Origin of the sequence: Neptuniibacter sp. QD37_11, assembly GCF_047778105.1 — a bacterium.
GTDB lineage: Bacteria > Pseudomonadota > Gammaproteobacteria > Pseudomonadales > Balneatricaceae > Neptuniibacter.
The window spans coordinates 2,369,924-2,385,385 of record NZ_CP180552.1 but is presented as its reverse complement, the minus strand read 5'-3'; the positions used below and the strand labels follow the sequence as shown (position 1 = coordinate 2,385,385).

Below are 15,462 nucleotides of genomic sequence, written 5' to 3'. Positions count from 1 at the left end.
GGTCTAGCGGGTATAGTCTTCTATCTCTTCGTATGCATCCGCAGATATACGTTTGCCTAGTGTTCTCATCTTCTGCATCTGTTCTGGGTTTTTATTTCCCCAAAAATTTTTCCAGGATTCAAGGGAGTCCCACTTTGCGATGGTGATCACTTCGTTTTCATTTTCAACGGACTTCAGCATAAAACTACCAAGGGCACCGTTAACAGTTTCATGAATATGATTGGTTGTATCGGTCCAGATCGCTTTAAACTCTTCAAAGTTCTCTACTGGAACCTGCCAACGATAAACGACTCTTACCATTTTTATCTCCGATCTCTTATCGTCATACTACAACTTTGAGGATTAGCTTTAAGAGTTAAAACGTATCTTCGTCACCTTCTAACTCGGGCTCATCGTAAATATAAAGTTCGTAGTGTTCGTCTATTTTCGAAATGACTTTCTGTACCAAAAGGCAGTTAATACTATCGGACTTAATTTGAAAGCGCATACTGGTAAAGGTATCTAGAGCGACCTTTTCTTCACCCTCATAGATCCAAATCCAAGCATCACCTTGTACCCCAGACTCAACATTTGAGAATGCCTGTTGCACAAGCTGAAGCAGCTTGGGATAGATATCGTAGTAGCTAATATCGGATGCTATCTCTGCAAAGATCATAGCGACTTTATCCTACAACAATATATTTGAAGCGATCGATTCATAAAACTTAATAGTCGCAGCGCTTAAGATTAAAGTAACAAATTCAGTGTGAGGATATTCCATGTCATCCCTCTATTCGAGCTTAAACAACTCGAGCTTAAACAACTTCAAATATAGGTTATCTATAACGAATCCAGTTCGCTTTTAGCTTTTTGACAAAAACCTTATCTTTGCGTTCGGCGTTAGCAACAAACAGTAAAAATTGACTACCATCTTCTCTTACAATTGTGACTATAGAGTTCCCTGCAAATTCTGTATTCCACTGGATCTGAATGTCTTGAATATGGCTGTATTCAGCCAATTGTTGTTCAACTGAACCATCCTCATTTTTCCAGTAAGAGAAAACGTGACGTTGGGTAAAGCCATTACCGTCATCACCGATGGTTAAAAACGCATCGCTATAGAAATACTCGATAGTATCACCTGGACTGATAATGCCTCGTCTTTGCATTGTTGTGATATCTGATGACCATAGTTTGTCGCCTTTTATAACTGATTCGCTTGGCAGAAAACCGATCTCAGAGCCTACTGATAGAACACAGAGAGGCAGACTGAGAATTGCGAGGAGTATATGGCGAATTTTCCATTTTGAATTTGTTTTTAGGCTTGCGGAATCTTGGCCATTAACGAATTGAATATAATTCGCTAAAGGTAATACAAGTGCAGCACTCACTAGTAACGAAGGGACCATGAGTACATCCGCATTACCTACGAATATAGAGGCAAAAAAAGCGACAGCTAAAACGGTGACGATTGAACGGCTCGGAAGATGGGAGCAGGTAAATCTTTCATCACAGTCTTCTTTTAGTTTTTGCCACAGACTGTAATACCAAAAGCTGAAGAAAATGCCACGCGCGACAGGCATTGACGCGTTATTCTCTATTTCTTTGATATAACGGAAGTTTCGATAGAACCAAAAGGCACCATAAAATCCGAATGTGAGAACCCACATTATCGTTAATTTTGTTGCAGAGACGGGATAAAAGATTGAGTCCCCTTTAGCTTTCCTATCTTTATCAAGTAACCACAGAACTAAGATTAATACGTAGAGCAATAAATAGGCGATGATGACATAGGTTGGGGTCAAGTAAGCCGAATACCAAGTTGCCTCTGTGCTGGTTTGACCAGAAACGATCGGTCGTTGAATACCAAAATATTTATAATTAGCTGTATTTTTTAGTGCTTGAAGATACTCCGGGTAGTCTTCAGGCAAAACAGTATCTGTTTTACTTTGGTAACCGTAAGTCAGGATCAACTGCTGATTTTCAGGTACAAATTTGATATCCGTTGTGAATGTGAAAAATGGATTTCGTTCAGCAAAATATTCATTATTAAAGTTCCAGTCATCCTTTTCAAAATTGACCGTTATAGTCTGTTCTAAATGAAGTGGGTGAGTTAAATAGAGGGGATGCGATCGTTCCAGTTCATCAGGAACTTTTAGATAAGGCGAGATCAAATTGGGATGAAAATCCCCCTCGATACGTTGTTTATCTTGGCTTTCTTGCCAAAAGTCTGGAATTTTGTAATTTTCCGTTGATGTTAACGCGTTGTATAGAGGGCGCTCATTGTGTTCAATAAGCTTCTCGGTGTTAATGCTCGGATAGTAAGACTTAAAAAATTCCAGATAGTTTTCTTGGAATTTATCTCTGCCTTGTTCCTCTAAACGGCTACGTTCGCGTTCTGCGTTCCAGCCGTAAAAATCTGTTATGGAGGTAAATGAGGCACCGTGCTCCGATGATAGCGTAAAGGTGTCTTTTACGAATGTTCCATGCATCGATTGATCGGGTTGCATCGGGGTTAGGTCTTTACTGCCTGTTTTTAGAATAAGCGCATGACCGAAATCAGGCTGGTGGATAGTATCGATGCTGCCATGTTGGTAGGTTCGAGTAGGATCTAGCCAGTAGCCTTTGTCATTATGTTCCATATAGGTAATGACGTGATTGAATGCATGGATGCTTGGCAACACGTTATCCAGTTTTTCCTCGGTATTAACGAGAGCTGGAGAGGCTTCCACACCAAGGCCTTCAAGTAGGGTTAAGAGAAGAACGGCTTTGTCTTTACAGTCACCATAGCGATTTTGAAGCGTCTCATGTGCGGCATTCGGTAAATGAGAGTTTTGCCCAAGTTCAATACCTAGATACCTAACTTCATCCTGAACGAAGCGGAGGGCAGCTGAAATCTGGGCATCTTTTTCAGGGTGCTTGTTTTTGATATCTGTTATGAGTTGATTGGTATTGCTATCAGCTTTAATCGCATTGGTATATAGTTCTTCACTCCAATTGACGACATCCCCCCAAGATTTTAATTCACTAAAATAGACCCGCCCCCAAGGAGAGAACCAAGATGGAGCACCTTCATCTATTTGAATCGAGGGCAATTGGTTTGCTTGGATAACATACTCACTGCCTTTAGTGGTGTTGGTATGAGTTACGTTGATGTTGGTTTTTTCTAGCTGGTATTGAAGCTTTGATGGTTTATTCCAAAGCAGACGCAGATAAAGTTGTTCTACTGGTACAGCCCAATTTACATTGTGACGGTAAGCAAAGATGCCTTGGAATACAGGGTTCATACCGATGATTGAATAACTGTATTCAATAGTATCGCCTATACGGACATCGTCGAGAATAATATTAAGCGTTGTACGCCCGTTATAGATGAGATCATCCATATCTTCTTCTCGTTGGATGAGCTTCATCAGCGCTGTTTTTGTTTTATCGATTGCCTCTGACTCTCTCACGATACGTAGGTCGTGCAATACGATTTGTTGGTAGCTGGGATCATAATCTAGGTTTAATTGTGAGCTACCTTCCACGCCGGCCTGATTCACTATGTGTTCTGCATAGTGATAAAAGTAGTGCGGTTCTTGCTTAGGATTTACCGATATCTGAGCATCTACGAGTAGGTAATGAACTCCATTTTGAATGTGGTCTAGGGGAATATCATCTGTTTTGGGTAAGGCTTGAGGGGTAACCCAGTTAGGGTAAGGCGCTACATTGATATCGCTTTCTGCTAAGCACAAATGAGCTTGGATTAAGCAAAAAAAAGCAAAGAAAGAGTTTAGCCAATTTGGGGTTTTAGAATTTACTACGGGCAACGTTTTAGTCCTTTAAATTTATCCGTACAAGAGTATTTAATGAATCCGCTACTGATCGGTATTCTCAGGAAAAATATAATGTTTATCGATGAGTGCTTGTCTTGCCTGAGTTTCAGTTAAAGGTGAAGAATTACATAAAACGACACCATCAATAACAGAGTGTCTGTGTATGTCGGGTAAGGCTAAGATAAATCCACCGGCTGCGCTGACGCTAATACCTTGTGAAAATAGGTCATCGTCATTGATAAGCAGAACCTTATATCCCTGAGGGCAGAGTTCTAGAGCTCTGTTATTCCACCTATCGCTCGTACTACCTTCTTTACCCAATAGACCTCCAGCCATTTCTCTAAGAAAGTAGAGACCGGAATCTATAGGCTTTACAAAATCTTCAGCCTTACTAAATTCGCTTTGCTGAGTATGGACGCAACCGAACAATGTAAGAGCTGCTAAAGAAGAAAACGATATTTTAGTGATTAAACGTAGAATGCTTTTCACATTTATTCCTTTAAAGCAGGCTGCCAATATCTCCTTGGCTAACATATGGTTACACATCTACTGATGCTATAAAAGCGTAAAAAAGTACAGTGTATAAAAGTGCCTTTGCTAGAGAGCGGGGAAGGGTAAGCTGCTAACCAATGAGGTTATCAGCAAAACAACAGAGGCTGAATCCTCTTAAGCATAATCCTTCCGATGACCGCGCTTTTGAGTCTTAGGCTTCGGTTTGTAATGAACAGCGGTAGAGCAGTTTCGGCCATTACGTTTTGATTCATACAGAGCTTCGTCGGACTTTTTCATGACTGCCATTGGGTCAGGAATTTCAGGTGTTTTTTCACAGAAGCCTATGCTGATGGTGACACTGACAATTTCGCTTTCAGGGGCATTTTTGCGCATCTTTTGGCCCTGTTCGTTATCGTCTGGGCGGTCATTATTACGAATATGCATAGGGTAATTGGCGATGGTTTCACGCAGTTGTTCTATGTACGGCAGGGCTTCTGCTTCGCTCTTCCCTGGGAACACGAGAGTGAATTCCTCACCGCCATAGCGGTAGGCTTTACCGCCACCGCTGACTTGGTTTAGTTTGGCTGCAACCATTTTCAAAACTTGGTCGCCGACATCATGGCCGTAGGTATCGTTAAACTTTTTAAAGTGGTCGATATCACACATCGCCAGTGTGTACTTTTTACCTAGGGTTGAGAACTTATCAAGCAATGCACGACGGGCAGGAATGCAGGTGAGTTCATCAATAAATGCCATTTGATAAGAGTTTTGAACAACCGAAATAGCCAGTGCGATCATGCTTGCCGAAATAAATAGCGCAGAGATCATCGGCTGATGGAACCAGCTCAGCATAATCAGGGCAGACAATAAACTCGCCAGCAAAGCGGCATCTGTATATGTCTTCCTAAAGACAAACGAGAGCATAATTGGTACGAGCCCAAGGCCAAATGCTAGTGCGGCTGCTTGGCTTAGGTAATACTCGTGCAACAGCATTTCTAACATCATCATCGGCAGATTCGCTAGGTAGAGTCCTAAGGACCCATTCGACCAAATTAGATACAAAACCCCGTAACTAATCAGGATGATAGACAGTCTAATGATGCCAACAGGGGTAAATAAGCCTCGCTCTTTATACAGCGCAATACAGCCAAGATGGAAAGGGAGCAATATCGATATACAGCTAAAAAGGACAAAGGCATCTGGCTGATTCAGACTAGTTTGGAGACCATTTTGAATTAACCAATAGGCTCCGCAAAGGTTTACAGCGGCAAATAAGATGCGACTGCGGTTAAACCCATAACCGAGAAGCGCAACAATGATCGCCAGAGGATAAGGCGTCAGAGTGAGAATCTGTTGGTATTCCTCACTCAGTTGAGCAGTAATAGGCAATAACAGGCCTGCCGCACACAGCAGAATAAAAGAGGGCAGTATTAAACCGGCAGATCGCAATAGCATGTATATCTATAAAATTCTGAAGCTAAATAAGATTCGTTATTGTATCTGCATCACAAATAAAAATATTGTTTTTAGACAACAAAATGAAGGAAGTTAAACAAGCCGGATATATTCCGGCTTGTTTTTGTGGCCTAGCACAAGGGGTGGGGAAGCTAGGTCGATGGGAAGCGGATTAAGTTAGCTCGCTTGCGTGCTTTTAAAACCTAAAAATTTCGCAATCATCATAGCTGGGCACCAGCCAGTTAGTGCCGATTGGGTCAGACTCACACCTACGATAGCCGTTACGATTAATAACGCTTGCGGTGCTTGTAAGAACATCACTGGAGCAACTGTTAGCATCACCACGCATCCAGCAATAATGTGCAGGCCTTGGTTTATAGTCATGCCTTCACAATTGCAACTTTCTGCTTTTAACCCCAGCTTCTGAAAAATAAACACGGCAGGGCACCAGCCGGTAAAAGCTGATTGGAATAAGTTAAGGCCAACAAAACCGGTGAGGTAGTACCAGTTAGCATTCACGTAAGTACCTAAAACTAAGCTAGCTAATATGACACTGCCAGCCATCAGACGAAGCGCGGCGTTAAGAGACATGATGATTCCTTTAAGTAGAAAGTCGTTAGAAATATTATATATGAGTTATATCTAATATAAAGATCGGGCTTAGTTCAAGTTTTTATAATTAAATGTAGTGAAAGCATGCTTTGTTATAAGGCAGAGAATAAACGAACTGGAAAACCTTCAGTTTAGGATCCAGACTGCAAGTATAGAGAGAGGAATATCAACCACTTGCTGGTGAGGAAGAGATGGATAGGTTACTGGTTAATATCGATTTTAAACACGATAACTCCAGCCTTATAGAGAAAGCAGTAAACCTAGCTGAACAACATTCTGCTTTTCTAGAGCTGTTTAGTTGCTGTTACAACCGCTCGCTCAAACACAGTCACATGTTTGATTCCAAGCAAGAATTAAAAGCCGAGCATGCCTACGTTAAACAAACCGAAGCCAAGCTTGAAGAGCTTTGCCTAAATATCGAAGCTTTAGGTATAAAAACGGGGTTTGATGCCAGTTGGAATCGTCATACTGGCGAGGGGATTGTTCGAAAGGTTCTGCGTTTTCAACCAGATTTAGTCCTTCATTCAATTCAGCCGCATACTCGATTGGGCCATTACCTATTTGCCCCTGTTGATTGGCAACTAGCGAGGAAATGCCCCGTACCTGTTCTGTTTGTGAAGCAGCGCCCCTGGGGCGACCATAAACGTGTTGTGACTTGTATCGACCCCCTACATAAAGGTGATGAGAAAGGTGTATTAGATCGGGAACTGATACAGCGAACCCGTGAAATGATGGATGATGGCTATAGCGAGTTAAGGATTTTGCATTGCTATAACACCTTACCCCAAGAAGTGATTTTTGATGAGCATGTAGTTACAGACTACGAAGCGTTGCAGAAGCGAGTGGAACGAAGTCACTTTAGCTCCTGTGATGAACTTCTCCAAGAATACGGTTTGAGTATCGAATCTGATCTGGTCGACATCATCAAAGGCGAAGCGGATCTGACCATCAGCAATTATGCAAAACACAATAATATCGATGTGGTTGTGATGGGTGGTGTGGCCCGTACTATTCTGGATCGGTTATTAGTCGGCAGCACAACGGAGCATGTAGTCGATCATGTGGATTGTGACGTGATGATTGTTAAGCATCCGGATTTTGTTTGCCCTGTACCAGAATCATGAGGGTATTTATTGGTGTTATTTTGCCTTCGTCGTTTCAGGCATTAGTAATTTTTATTATTGCCAGTATGAATCAAGGTAATGGTTCCTGGGCTGGCTTGGCTGCTTTTTTGATAGGCATGTTCGCCATCCCTATTACCTTGTTAATTAACGGGCTCTACGTTTGGAAGAATCCGCAACATAGTTTATTTCAGGTGATGGGGAAGTGCTTTACTTTGGCGGTGATAGCGCCATTTTTCTGTATTTTGACCCTGTTTTTATAGATTTTAGTTTATTGCTCTAGTACTTCTAGTAAGCGTTTTAAGCTTTTGTCCATCTGAATTTTCTCCTCTTCAGAGAAGGCGCTCATTAACCGGTCAAGGTTATCAACGTGGGCGCTTACTGCTTCGTTAATCAGTTCTAAACCCTCATCGGTTAATTTAACCAACATGCTGCGCGCATCTTCGGGATTAGTGCAGCGGCTGATTAAACCCCTTTTTTCCAATCCTTTAAGACGATGGGTCATTGTGCCAGAGGTCACCATCAGGGTAGAAAACAGCGCGGTCGGTGCTAAGCAATAGGGTGCGCCAGATCGACAAAGTGTTGCCAGAACATCGAACTCCCAGTAGTTAAGTCCATATTCTAAAAAGGTTTTTTCTAGCCTTTGCTGCACTAATGCCGAGCTTCGTTTGATACGCCCCGTTACGGACATCAGCTCAGAATTAAGCTCTGGTCTTTCTGATTTCCACTGCGAAATTATCTTATCTACGGCATCCGCTGATTTATCTGTCATTTGCTACACCTGAAAATTTATCTTGATATCAAGATAGTTTGCTGTCATTGTTTAATTATATCTTGAATTCAAGATAAATTCTTCATCGATATAAAATAACCAAGGTGACGAGGATGATCGGTAAATTACTTAACAGCGTGAGCATTGTTGTAACGGCACTAGCACCCATAATTTGGGGCTCGACTTATATCGTTACGACCGAGCTTTTACCTGCTGATCGTCCTTATACCGCTGCATTGATTCGTGTACTTCCTGCGGGGCTCTTGCTGTTATTGATGAGTTTTTATCTGCCTAAGCGCAAAGAGTGGGGAAGGTTGATCATTCTCTCCGCGCTAAATATTGGACTGTTCCAAGGGTTATTGTTTGTAGCGGCATATCGCTTACCCGGCGGGATCGCGGCTGTTGTCGGAGCTATTCAGCCGCTATTGCTGATGTTGTTGATCTGGCTGGTGGATAGCAAAGCGCCACGTGTAGTTACAGTGATTGCAGCCACCTTTGGTGTTATCGGCATGGCTGCATTGCTTCTGTCGCCGAATGCTGAGTGGGATCTATGGGGAATTATTGCGGCATTTCTTGGCGCGTGTTCCATGGGGGCCGGAACCTACTTAGCGAAACGCTGGCATAGCTCGCTTCCGGTATTGGCGTTTACCGGCTGGCAGTTATTGCTGGGTGGACTGATGTTGCTACCCGCTGCCTATTTTCTCGATCCTGCTCTGCCTGCGTTGGGCAGTACAGAAATACTTAGTTACGCCTACCTGTCCATATTTGGAGCGTTAATCGCTTATTTACTGTGGTTTAAAGGTATTGCGACACTGCCGCCAGTCGCAGTGTCATCTTTAGGACTGCTGAGCCCTGTTACTGCAGTGGTACTGGGCTGGTGGTTGTTAGATCAAAGTTTACAGGGCTTTGCATTACTTGGTCTGATCACAGTGTTGGTCAGTATTTTAGTCGTGCAAATCTCTTCATCCCCGAAATCTATTTCACGTTCTAAACAGCCTGTTGTTGCTGAAGCTAAAGAGTAAGGAGTTGTTATGAAAGATATGATTACCCAACTGATTGAAACCCGTGCCTCAGTAGCACGTTACGATGCAGACAAGCAGTTATCAGATTCTCAGCTTAAGGAGCTATTGCGATTAGCGACGCTATCACCTTCGGTTTATAACATGCAGAACTGGAAGTTTATTGTTGTTAGCAGTGAAGAAGCGAAGCAGAAGCTGCATCCAATTGCATTTAACCAGCCACAAATTTTAGACGCATCTGCCACAGTGATTATCTGCGGCACGCTTAAGGGGTATCAGCAGTTGCCGAAACAGCTAAGCCCAGTGGTAGAAGCTAAAATCATGTCGCAAGCAGTGGCGGATGGTTGGATTGAGATGGCAACGAACTCACATGAAGACAATTACACCCTTCAGAGAGATGAAGCACTACGTTCGGGTTCACTAGCGGGCATGACTATGATGTTGGCGGCTCATGGCATGGGCATCGCATCAGGTGCTATGACCGGTTTCGATCCAGGTCAATTGCACGCTGAGTTTGAGCTTAAAGAGACCGATATTCCAGTAATGCTGGTAACGCTTGGCTACCCAGCGAAACAGAGCTGGCCGCAGAAACCACGCCAGCCAATGGAAGATGTCACTATGTTTGTTTAGTGTTGCACTTAAGTGGTGCGCTTGTAAGCAGGTGGTGCGTGTAATGCTGCGTTTTTGTGCGTTGCGGTAGTTCATTGTAAATTATAGATAAATCGCGTTTTCCTTATAAACTTCATGGTTTAAGGCTTTCAGCCCTTTTTTGCAAAGCTGGCTTGTTTTTTGCGACTGCGAAATAAAGTTTTACGCTTTCTAGGGGGATATGACATGAAAGCACTTAAAAAGACTAAGCTACTTAGGTGGGGACCCGTAGTAGCTTTAGTTCTATCGTTGCCAGTACAAGCGGCTGAAGAGCTGGTTGATGCAAAGGTGTGGATCGATAGTTTATGGGTAATTCTTGCTGCTGCTTTAGTCTTTCTAATGCAGGCCGGTTTTACCGCTTTAGAAGCTGGATGTATCAGAGCTAAAAACAGTTACAACGTCGCTATAAAAAATATAGCTGACTTTGTCATTGCCTTTTTAGGCTTCTGGTTGCTTGGCTTTGGCATAATGTTTGGTCTTGATAGTGGTGGATTTATAGGCGAATTTGTTTCGGCTGATCACCATATATCTGGTCCTCAAGATTATGCCTTCTTCCTATTCCAGGCAATGTTTGTAGGTACTGCCGCTACTATTGTGGCGGGTGCAGTTGCTGAAAGGATGCGCTTTCAGGACTACTTATATATCTCTGTGCTGATCTCTTGTGTGATCTATCCGGTGTCCGGTCATTGGATCTGGGGTAGTGCCCTAGTTGGCGGTGATGGCGGTTGGTTAGAGCAGCAAGGTTTTGTCGATTTTGCAGGTTCTACAGTTGTCCATTCTGTTGGTGGATGGGTTGCCTTGGCTGGCGCTTTGGTCTTAGGGCCGCGTTTAGGTCGATTTAATGACCGAGGTGAAGTTCAGGACATTCCAGGCCATAACCTAGTTTTGGCAACCTTAGGTGTATTCTTACTTTGGTTTGGTTGGTTTGGCTTTAACGGCGGCAGCACATTAGCCGTTAATGAAGATGTACCGATGATTTTAGTGAACACCAACCTATCTGCGGCTGCAGGTGGTTTGACTGTGTTATTGATCTCTCTGGTAATGGATGAAGGTAAAGTTAACATCCTCAAGGTACTCAATGGTGCCTTAGGTGGTCTTGTAGGTATCACTGCAGGTTGTCAGGTTTTGGGCCCTTGGGGTGCCATTATTACAGGTATTATCTCAGGCATGGTTCTTTATATGGCTGAGTATGTATTACTAAATTGGATGAAGGTTGATGATCCAATTGGTGCGGTAGCTGTTCATGGCGTTTGTGGCGTTTGGGGAACGATTGCCTTGGCGCTATTCGCTCCAATTGAAAACTTACCTCTAGATAGTCGTTTTGATCAGTTTGTTGTGCAGCTAACCGGTGCGTTTAGTGTCTTTGTTTGGGCGTTTACAACAGGTTTGATCTTCTTCTGGTTGCTGAGAACGTTTGGCAAATTACGTATCTCTCCAGAAGAGGAGCAGGTAGGACTTAACGTCGCAGAACACAATGCCAGAACTGCATGGTTAGACACCATGAATACAGTTCAGAAGATTATTGCTAGCCGTGACTTGAGCTTAAGGGCAGAGGTTGAAGCTGGAACTGAGGCAGGTGAAACCGCACAAGCGTTTAACGCTCTTCTAGATCAACTGGAACAAGCGGTAAATACTATGGCTCAGGTCTCCCAAAGGGGACTGCATGCAGCAAAGCGGGTTAGATCAGCCTCTCAGTCTACGGCGATGGGTATGGACTCCCAAACTTATGAGACCGAAGCTGCGACTGAGCTTATGCGGGAATTTGCCGTTACTTCAGAACAGACCGCAGTTAGCACTCAGCAGGGGGCTTCTGAGGTTAGTCGTGTATCGGATATGGTGAGTCAGGGTGAATCTGAAGTAGAGCAGGTGAAACTCAAAATTGACGAACTTGCAGATAATATCCTACAGGCTTCTCAATACACTACGCGTTTGAAAGATGAAAGTCAGTCTATTGGTGAAATCATCCAACTTATTCAAACCATTGCAGAGCAGACGAACTTACTTGCACTTAATGCTGCGATTGAAGCTGCTCGTGCAGGAGATCAAGGTCGAGGGTTCTCGGTTGTATCTGATGAAGTGCGTGACCTAGCAGTACGAACTGAAAAAGCGACTAAAGAGATACAAAAGAAAATTCTGAGCCTACAAGGCGAGATCGGTAAATTAGACACGACTATGCAATCCGGTCAGCAAGTTGCAGAAGAGAGTGTCAATCGCTCTCTATCCGCCGCAGAATCTTTGCGTGCAATTACCCATTCTGTTTTACAGATCAATGATATGAATCAGCAGATAGCTGTAGTTGCAGAACAGCAGAAACAGTCATCTGAGATGCTAAAAGACCGATTACAGGGTATTCACACAGAAGCAAATAACGCTCAAGGTCTAAGTTCTGAATTGGAAACGCATGCGAGTCACATGCATTCTGATATGGAGCAGCTGGAAAGCGTGGTTGCCAGCTTTAAAACCAATAGACGCGCAGCTTAAAACTATAAATGGGAATGAAACAAAAGGCCGCATTATGCGGCCTTTTCTTTGTTTTAAGCGAGGTAAGTTATTCTCAACTCGTTCAATACCGGCAATACCGAAACCACCAATAAAAGTGCCATCGAGATGTTAAATACTCGCTGGTACTTTGCCTCTTTTAGAAAGCGTTTCAGCCCTGACCCAAAGATTAGCCATACGCCTACACAAGGGAAGCTCACAACAAAGAAGGACAGGCTAATCACCATGACTTGCAGCAGCATCGTTGTATCTTGCGAGGTATAAGCCGCAATCGCGCCGGTCGCCATCACCCATGCTTTCGGGTTTACCCATTGGAAAAGTGCCGCCTGCATGAAGGTCAGCGGATTAGATTTCTGATCTCCCTCCATCGACGTAGGGGCAGAAGAAGCCACCAGCCACGCAAGGTAAAGCAGATAAGTCACGCCAAGTACTTTGATGATCTCGTGAACAATCGGAAACTTCTCAAATACCGCGCTAAAACCCAAACCTACAGCCACAACCATCAGTGGGAAGCCCAAGCAGATGCCTAGCAGGTGAGGCATGCTGCGCTTAACCCCAAAGTTAAGCCCTGAGGTCATAATCATAATATTGTTGGGGCCTGGCGTTACCGTGGATGAGATCGCAAAAACTAAAATCGCTAAGTAGATTTCCATAAAAAGAGTTCCGTAACTTATAAGTTCTGTAACAGGCAACTAAATACAAAAGTGGAAATGTTCGTAAGCTATATAGTGTCGTATAAGTAAAGTTCTAGATGCAGAGGCAGAAAAGAGATAATTAACCGTCACAGATCCAATACAGTTGCACTGTATTGCTCTTAAAAAGGGTACAGATAGGCTCTAGCGTTTACTGGATAGCCCCTAGCTTTTCATGGGCATACTCTAGTGTTCGATGGATCGGATCAGATAGATTATGATTAAGCTTTTAGAGCTATGGCTGAATCTTTGTGAATCGACTTAATCTGAACCTGCTGCGTGCATTAGTCATCATGTTGGAAGAGCGCAATGTAACCCGTGCTGCGGATCGGTTACATCTTACGCAATCAGCCATGAGCCGACAGTTAAGTCAGCTACGCGATCACTTTGCCGATCCACTGCTTATTCGCGAAGGTAATGACTACCTGTTAAGCGCCAAAGCTAAAGAGTTACTGCCTAAAGTGCAGGCCATTCTGGCTGAGGTAGATGAACTAGGGGAGGGCGACAGCTTTAACCCCGCTGAGTGTGTGCGCCGATTTAGTTTTGCCTGTACCGATCATGTGGCGCAGTTTATCTTTCCAGATATTTTGCAAAAGCTCCGCCAAGAAGCACCGGGGATCGATATTAGCTACGAGATGTGGCGACCGGAGCTATTAACACGTTTAGGCCAGCTTCCCCTCGATCTCGCTTCAACCACTACCAACAGTCTGCCAGAGAATGTACTGAGCATTCATATCGGCCAAGACAGCCCTGTGTGTTTAATGGCAAAAGACCATCCGCTCGCGGGTGAAAGCCTCACTATAGAAAAGATGCTGGAGTACTCATTCCTGCGTTTAAATAGCGGTGGCGATAAAGACTCCTTCTTTGATCGTGCACTTGAAGCCCAAGGCTTACAACGTCGCATCCAGTTTGAAGTACCGTTCTTCTCCGCGGCATTTCAGGTGTTATCAAGCGAGCCGATGCTGATGATCCTGCCGCAGCATATCGCTAGCAATGCTTTGGTGCATTTCCCTCTGAGTTACGCTGAACTACCGTTAGATGAAGTGCCGCAGAACAACTACCACCTCTGCTGGCATGCACTTCACGATCAAGATCCAGCCCACCGTTGGTTACGCAATTTGATCGCAGATCTACTCCGTGACGAGATGCATATCGACACTCATGCAACGGAATAGCACTTATTAAACCGGATATGATTTTAAATCATAGTCGGTATTTAATATTTGCATTTTTGTAATTCCTTTCAGCTAACTACAATTCCTCCATCTACTGATCGAGGTGACTCCCATGAATCTGGCCATCTGGCTTTCATTTGTTGTTGTATGTCTATTAGGCACTATGTCTCCAGGCCCAAGCTTGGCGGTGGTATTGCGTCAGACATTAGGAAATGGCCGTAAACATGGTGTGATCACCGCAGTAAGTCACTCAACTGGCGTAGCGGTTTGGGCGATCTTAACCCTCTGGGGCTTGGGCGTTGTGGTATCGGAACACCCAATGCTTTACCAAGTGATCACTTATGTTGGCGCGCTTTATCTAGCATGGCTTGGTTTAAAAGCGATTCGCTCAAAAGGCAATGCTAACTTCGGTAAAGACAAAACCGTAGGGCCGTATTCAGAAGCGGTACGTGACGGGGTAATGATTTCCGTCCTGAACCCGAAACTGGCGCTGTTCTTTATCGCTCTGTTCTCGCAGTTTGTCTCAGCCGATCAATCGGTGACCGAAAAGCTGATCTATATGGGCACAGTGGTATGTATCGATATGCTGTGGCTATGCAGCGTGGCAGTGGTACTGTCGAAAGAGAAGGTGATCAAAGCCCTACAGAAAAAGGCCAAAGAGATCGATCAAGTGAGTGGTTTGGTGATGATTGGTCTAGCACTACGGATCGCTTTATAAGCGATCCGTTTTTCATTTCCGGTATCCGGCTTACCAGCTCTTAAACTGAAGACCGTCGATCTCTTCCCACACAATCTCATCATTCAGACTGCGCACAATCTCAATCGACTCATTCAGGTCAGCATGTTTAGTAAACGAACCTTTACGTTCATGCATCGGTACATCTACAAGAATCGAACCATCATCCTCAACCATAAACTGCAGCATCAGATTGTTCTCATCAATCAAACCGATAAAGTTATCCGGTTCATTCAGCATATTCTGCATATGCTCAATCACGTTCTCTAAGATTTCAGATACAGCTTCATCCGAGCGCACATGCTTATCAGTAGAGTAGTCGGTGTAGAAAAATTTAAATGACATGGGGTAGAGCCTTAATGCTGACAAGAAAAGTTATATTATAACTTATTATAAGGTGAACTGGCTCCGTACTGAATGTTAGCTCCCAATTACAACTAAAGC

Annotated in this window: 15 protein-coding genes; 6 read left to right on the top strand and 9 right to left on the bottom strand. The window is 43.8% G+C overall.

Annotated features, from left to right (window positions below; translation table 11 throughout):
- Window positions 1-3: 3 nt before the first annotated feature.
- The 6 genes from ACMXYT_RS11000 to ACMXYT_RS10975 all read right to left on the bottom strand — a co-directional run bounded on the left by ACMXYT_RS11000 (window position 4) and on the right by ACMXYT_RS10975 (window position 6,335).
- Window positions 4-300, bottom strand: coding sequence for an antibiotic biosynthesis monooxygenase family protein (locus ACMXYT_RS11000; protein WP_415911438.1), 297 nt, complete (start codon window positions 298-300; stop codon window positions 4-6).
- 55 nt (window positions 301-355) lie between these two features.
- A complete protein-coding gene (locus ACMXYT_RS10995; protein ID WP_415911437.1) occupies window positions 356-655 on the bottom strand; it encodes a hypothetical protein in 300 nt (99 codons plus the stop codon).
- Window positions 656-815: 160 nt separating this feature from the next.
- Window positions 816-3,791: a DUF3857 domain-containing protein gene (locus ACMXYT_RS10990; RefSeq protein ID WP_415911436.1), complete on the bottom strand. Its 2,976-nt coding sequence runs from the start codon at window positions 3,789-3,791 to the stop codon at window positions 816-818.
- Window positions 3,792-3,839: 48 nt separating this feature from the next.
- A complete protein-coding gene (locus ACMXYT_RS10985; protein WP_415911435.1) occupies window positions 3,840-4,286 on the bottom strand; it encodes a hypothetical protein in 447 nt (148 codons plus the stop codon).
- A gap of 177 nt (window positions 4,287-4,463) precedes the next feature.
- Complete coding sequence (locus ACMXYT_RS10980) at window positions 4,464-5,678, bottom strand: GGDEF domain-containing protein (protein WP_415911434.1); 1,215 nt, start codon at window positions 5,676-5,678, stop codon at window positions 4,464-4,466.
- A gap of 243 nt (window positions 5,679-5,921) precedes the next feature.
- Window positions 5,922-6,335: a DUF2892 domain-containing protein gene (locus tag ACMXYT_RS10975; RefSeq protein WP_415911433.1), complete on the bottom strand. Its 414-nt coding sequence runs from the start codon at window positions 6,333-6,335 to the stop codon at window positions 5,922-5,924.
- A 212-nt stretch (window positions 6,336-6,547) separates the two neighbouring features.
- Here ACMXYT_RS10975 and ACMXYT_RS10970 point away from each other — a divergent pair, with 212 nt between their 5' ends.
- The gene (locus ACMXYT_RS10970) at window positions 6,548-7,480 is read left to right on the top strand and encodes a universal stress protein (protein ID WP_415911432.1); all 933 of its coding nucleotides are present in this window, start codon (window positions 6,548-6,550) and stop codon (window positions 7,478-7,480) included.
- A 268-nt stretch (window positions 7,481-7,748) separates the two neighbouring features.
- Here ACMXYT_RS10970 and ACMXYT_RS10965 read toward each other — a convergent pair whose 3' ends face one another.
- Window positions 7,749-8,249 carry a MarR family winged helix-turn-helix transcriptional regulator gene (locus ACMXYT_RS10965; RefSeq protein WP_415887601.1) on the bottom strand — a complete coding sequence of 167 codons (501 nt, stop codon included), beginning with the start codon at window positions 8,247-8,249 and terminating at the stop codon, window positions 7,749-7,751.
- Window positions 8,250-8,362: 113 nt separating this feature from the next.
- On the opposite strand from ACMXYT_RS10965, the gene ACMXYT_RS10960 reads away from it, so the two are divergent.
- From ACMXYT_RS10960 to amt, 3 genes are all read left to right on the top strand, one after another.
- Entirely contained in the window at window positions 8,363-9,271 is a 909-nt protein-coding gene (locus ACMXYT_RS10960) for an EamA family transporter (protein ID WP_415911431.1), read from the top strand.
- Window positions 9,272-9,280: 9 nt separating this feature from the next.
- The gene (locus ACMXYT_RS10955; protein WP_415911430.1) at window positions 9,281-9,898 is read left to right on the top strand and encodes a nitroreductase family protein; all 618 of its coding nucleotides are present in this window, start codon (window positions 9,281-9,283) and stop codon (window positions 9,896-9,898) included.
- A gap of 204 nt (window positions 9,899-10,102) precedes the next feature.
- The gene (gene amt, locus ACMXYT_RS10950; protein WP_415911429.1) at window positions 10,103-12,397 is read left to right on the top strand and encodes an ammonium transporter; all 2,295 of its coding nucleotides are present in this window, start codon (window positions 10,103-10,105) and stop codon (window positions 12,395-12,397) included.
- Window positions 12,398-12,450: 53 nt separating this feature from the next.
- Here amt and ACMXYT_RS10945 read toward each other — a convergent pair whose 3' ends face one another.
- Complete coding sequence (locus tag ACMXYT_RS10945) at window positions 12,451-13,068, bottom strand: LysE family translocator (RefSeq protein ID WP_415911428.1); 618 nt, start codon at window positions 13,066-13,068, stop codon at window positions 12,451-12,453.
- Between the two features lie 290 nt (window positions 13,069-13,358).
- Between ACMXYT_RS10945 and ACMXYT_RS10940 the strand changes: the two genes are divergently transcribed.
- Both ACMXYT_RS10940 and ACMXYT_RS10935 read left to right on the top strand, forming a co-directional pair.
- Window positions 13,359-14,282 (top strand): LysR family transcriptional regulator, encoded by a 924-nt coding sequence (locus ACMXYT_RS10940; RefSeq protein ID WP_415911427.1) that lies wholly within the window; start codon window positions 13,359-13,361, stop codon window positions 14,280-14,282.
- Between the two features lie 112 nt (window positions 14,283-14,394).
- Window positions 14,395-15,000: a LysE family translocator gene (locus ACMXYT_RS10935; RefSeq protein WP_415911426.1), complete on the top strand. Its 606-nt coding sequence runs from the start codon at window positions 14,395-14,397 to the stop codon at window positions 14,998-15,000.
- Between the two features lie 30 nt (window positions 15,001-15,030).
- On the opposite strand, the gene ACMXYT_RS10930 is transcribed toward ACMXYT_RS10935, so the two are convergent.
- A complete protein-coding gene (locus ACMXYT_RS10930) occupies window positions 15,031-15,363 on the bottom strand; it encodes a hypothetical protein (RefSeq protein WP_415911425.1) in 333 nt (110 codons plus the stop codon).
- Window positions 15,364-15,462 lie beyond the last annotated feature (99 nt).

What these genes read in the sequence shown, in the direction of transcription:
- ACMXYT_RS11000 (WP_415911438.1), bottom strand. Translation starts at nt 300, where the DNA reads ATGGTAAGAGTCGTTTATCGTTGGCAGGTTCCAGTAGAGAACTTTGAA.
- ACMXYT_RS10995 (WP_415911437.1), bottom strand. Translation starts at nt 655, where the DNA reads ATGATCTTTGCAGAGATAGCATCCGATATTAGCTACTACGATATCTAT.
- ACMXYT_RS10975 (WP_415911433.1), bottom strand. Translation starts at nt 6,335, where the DNA reads ATGTCTCTTAACGCCGCGCTTCGTCTGATGGCTGGCAGTGTCATATTA.
- ACMXYT_RS10970 (WP_415911432.1), top strand. Translation starts at nt 6,548, where the DNA reads ATGGATAGGTTACTGGTTAATATCGATTTTAAACACGATAACTCCAGC.
- ACMXYT_RS10965 (WP_415887601.1), bottom strand. Translation starts at nt 8,249, where the DNA reads ATGACAGATAAATCAGCGGATGCCGTAGATAAGATAATTTCGCAGTGG.
- ACMXYT_RS10960 (WP_415911431.1), top strand. Translation starts at nt 8,363, where the DNA reads ATGATCGGTAAATTACTTAACAGCGTGAGCATTGTTGTAACGGCACTA.
- ACMXYT_RS10955 (WP_415911430.1), top strand. Translation starts at nt 9,281, where the DNA reads ATGAAAGATATGATTACCCAACTGATTGAAACCCGTGCCTCAGTAGCA.
- amt (WP_415911429.1), top strand. Translation starts at nt 10,103, where the DNA reads ATGAAAGCACTTAAAAAGACTAAGCTACTTAGGTGGGGACCCGTAGTA.
- ACMXYT_RS10945 (WP_415911428.1), bottom strand. Translation starts at nt 13,068, where the DNA reads ATGGAAATCTACTTAGCGATTTTAGTTTTTGCGATCTCATCCACGGTA.
- ACMXYT_RS10935 (WP_415911426.1), top strand. Translation starts at nt 14,395, where the DNA reads ATGAATCTGGCCATCTGGCTTTCATTTGTTGTTGTATGTCTATTAGGC.
- ACMXYT_RS10930 (WP_415911425.1), bottom strand. Translation starts at nt 15,363, where the DNA reads ATGTCATTTAAATTTTTCTACACCGACTACTCTACTGATAAGCATGTG.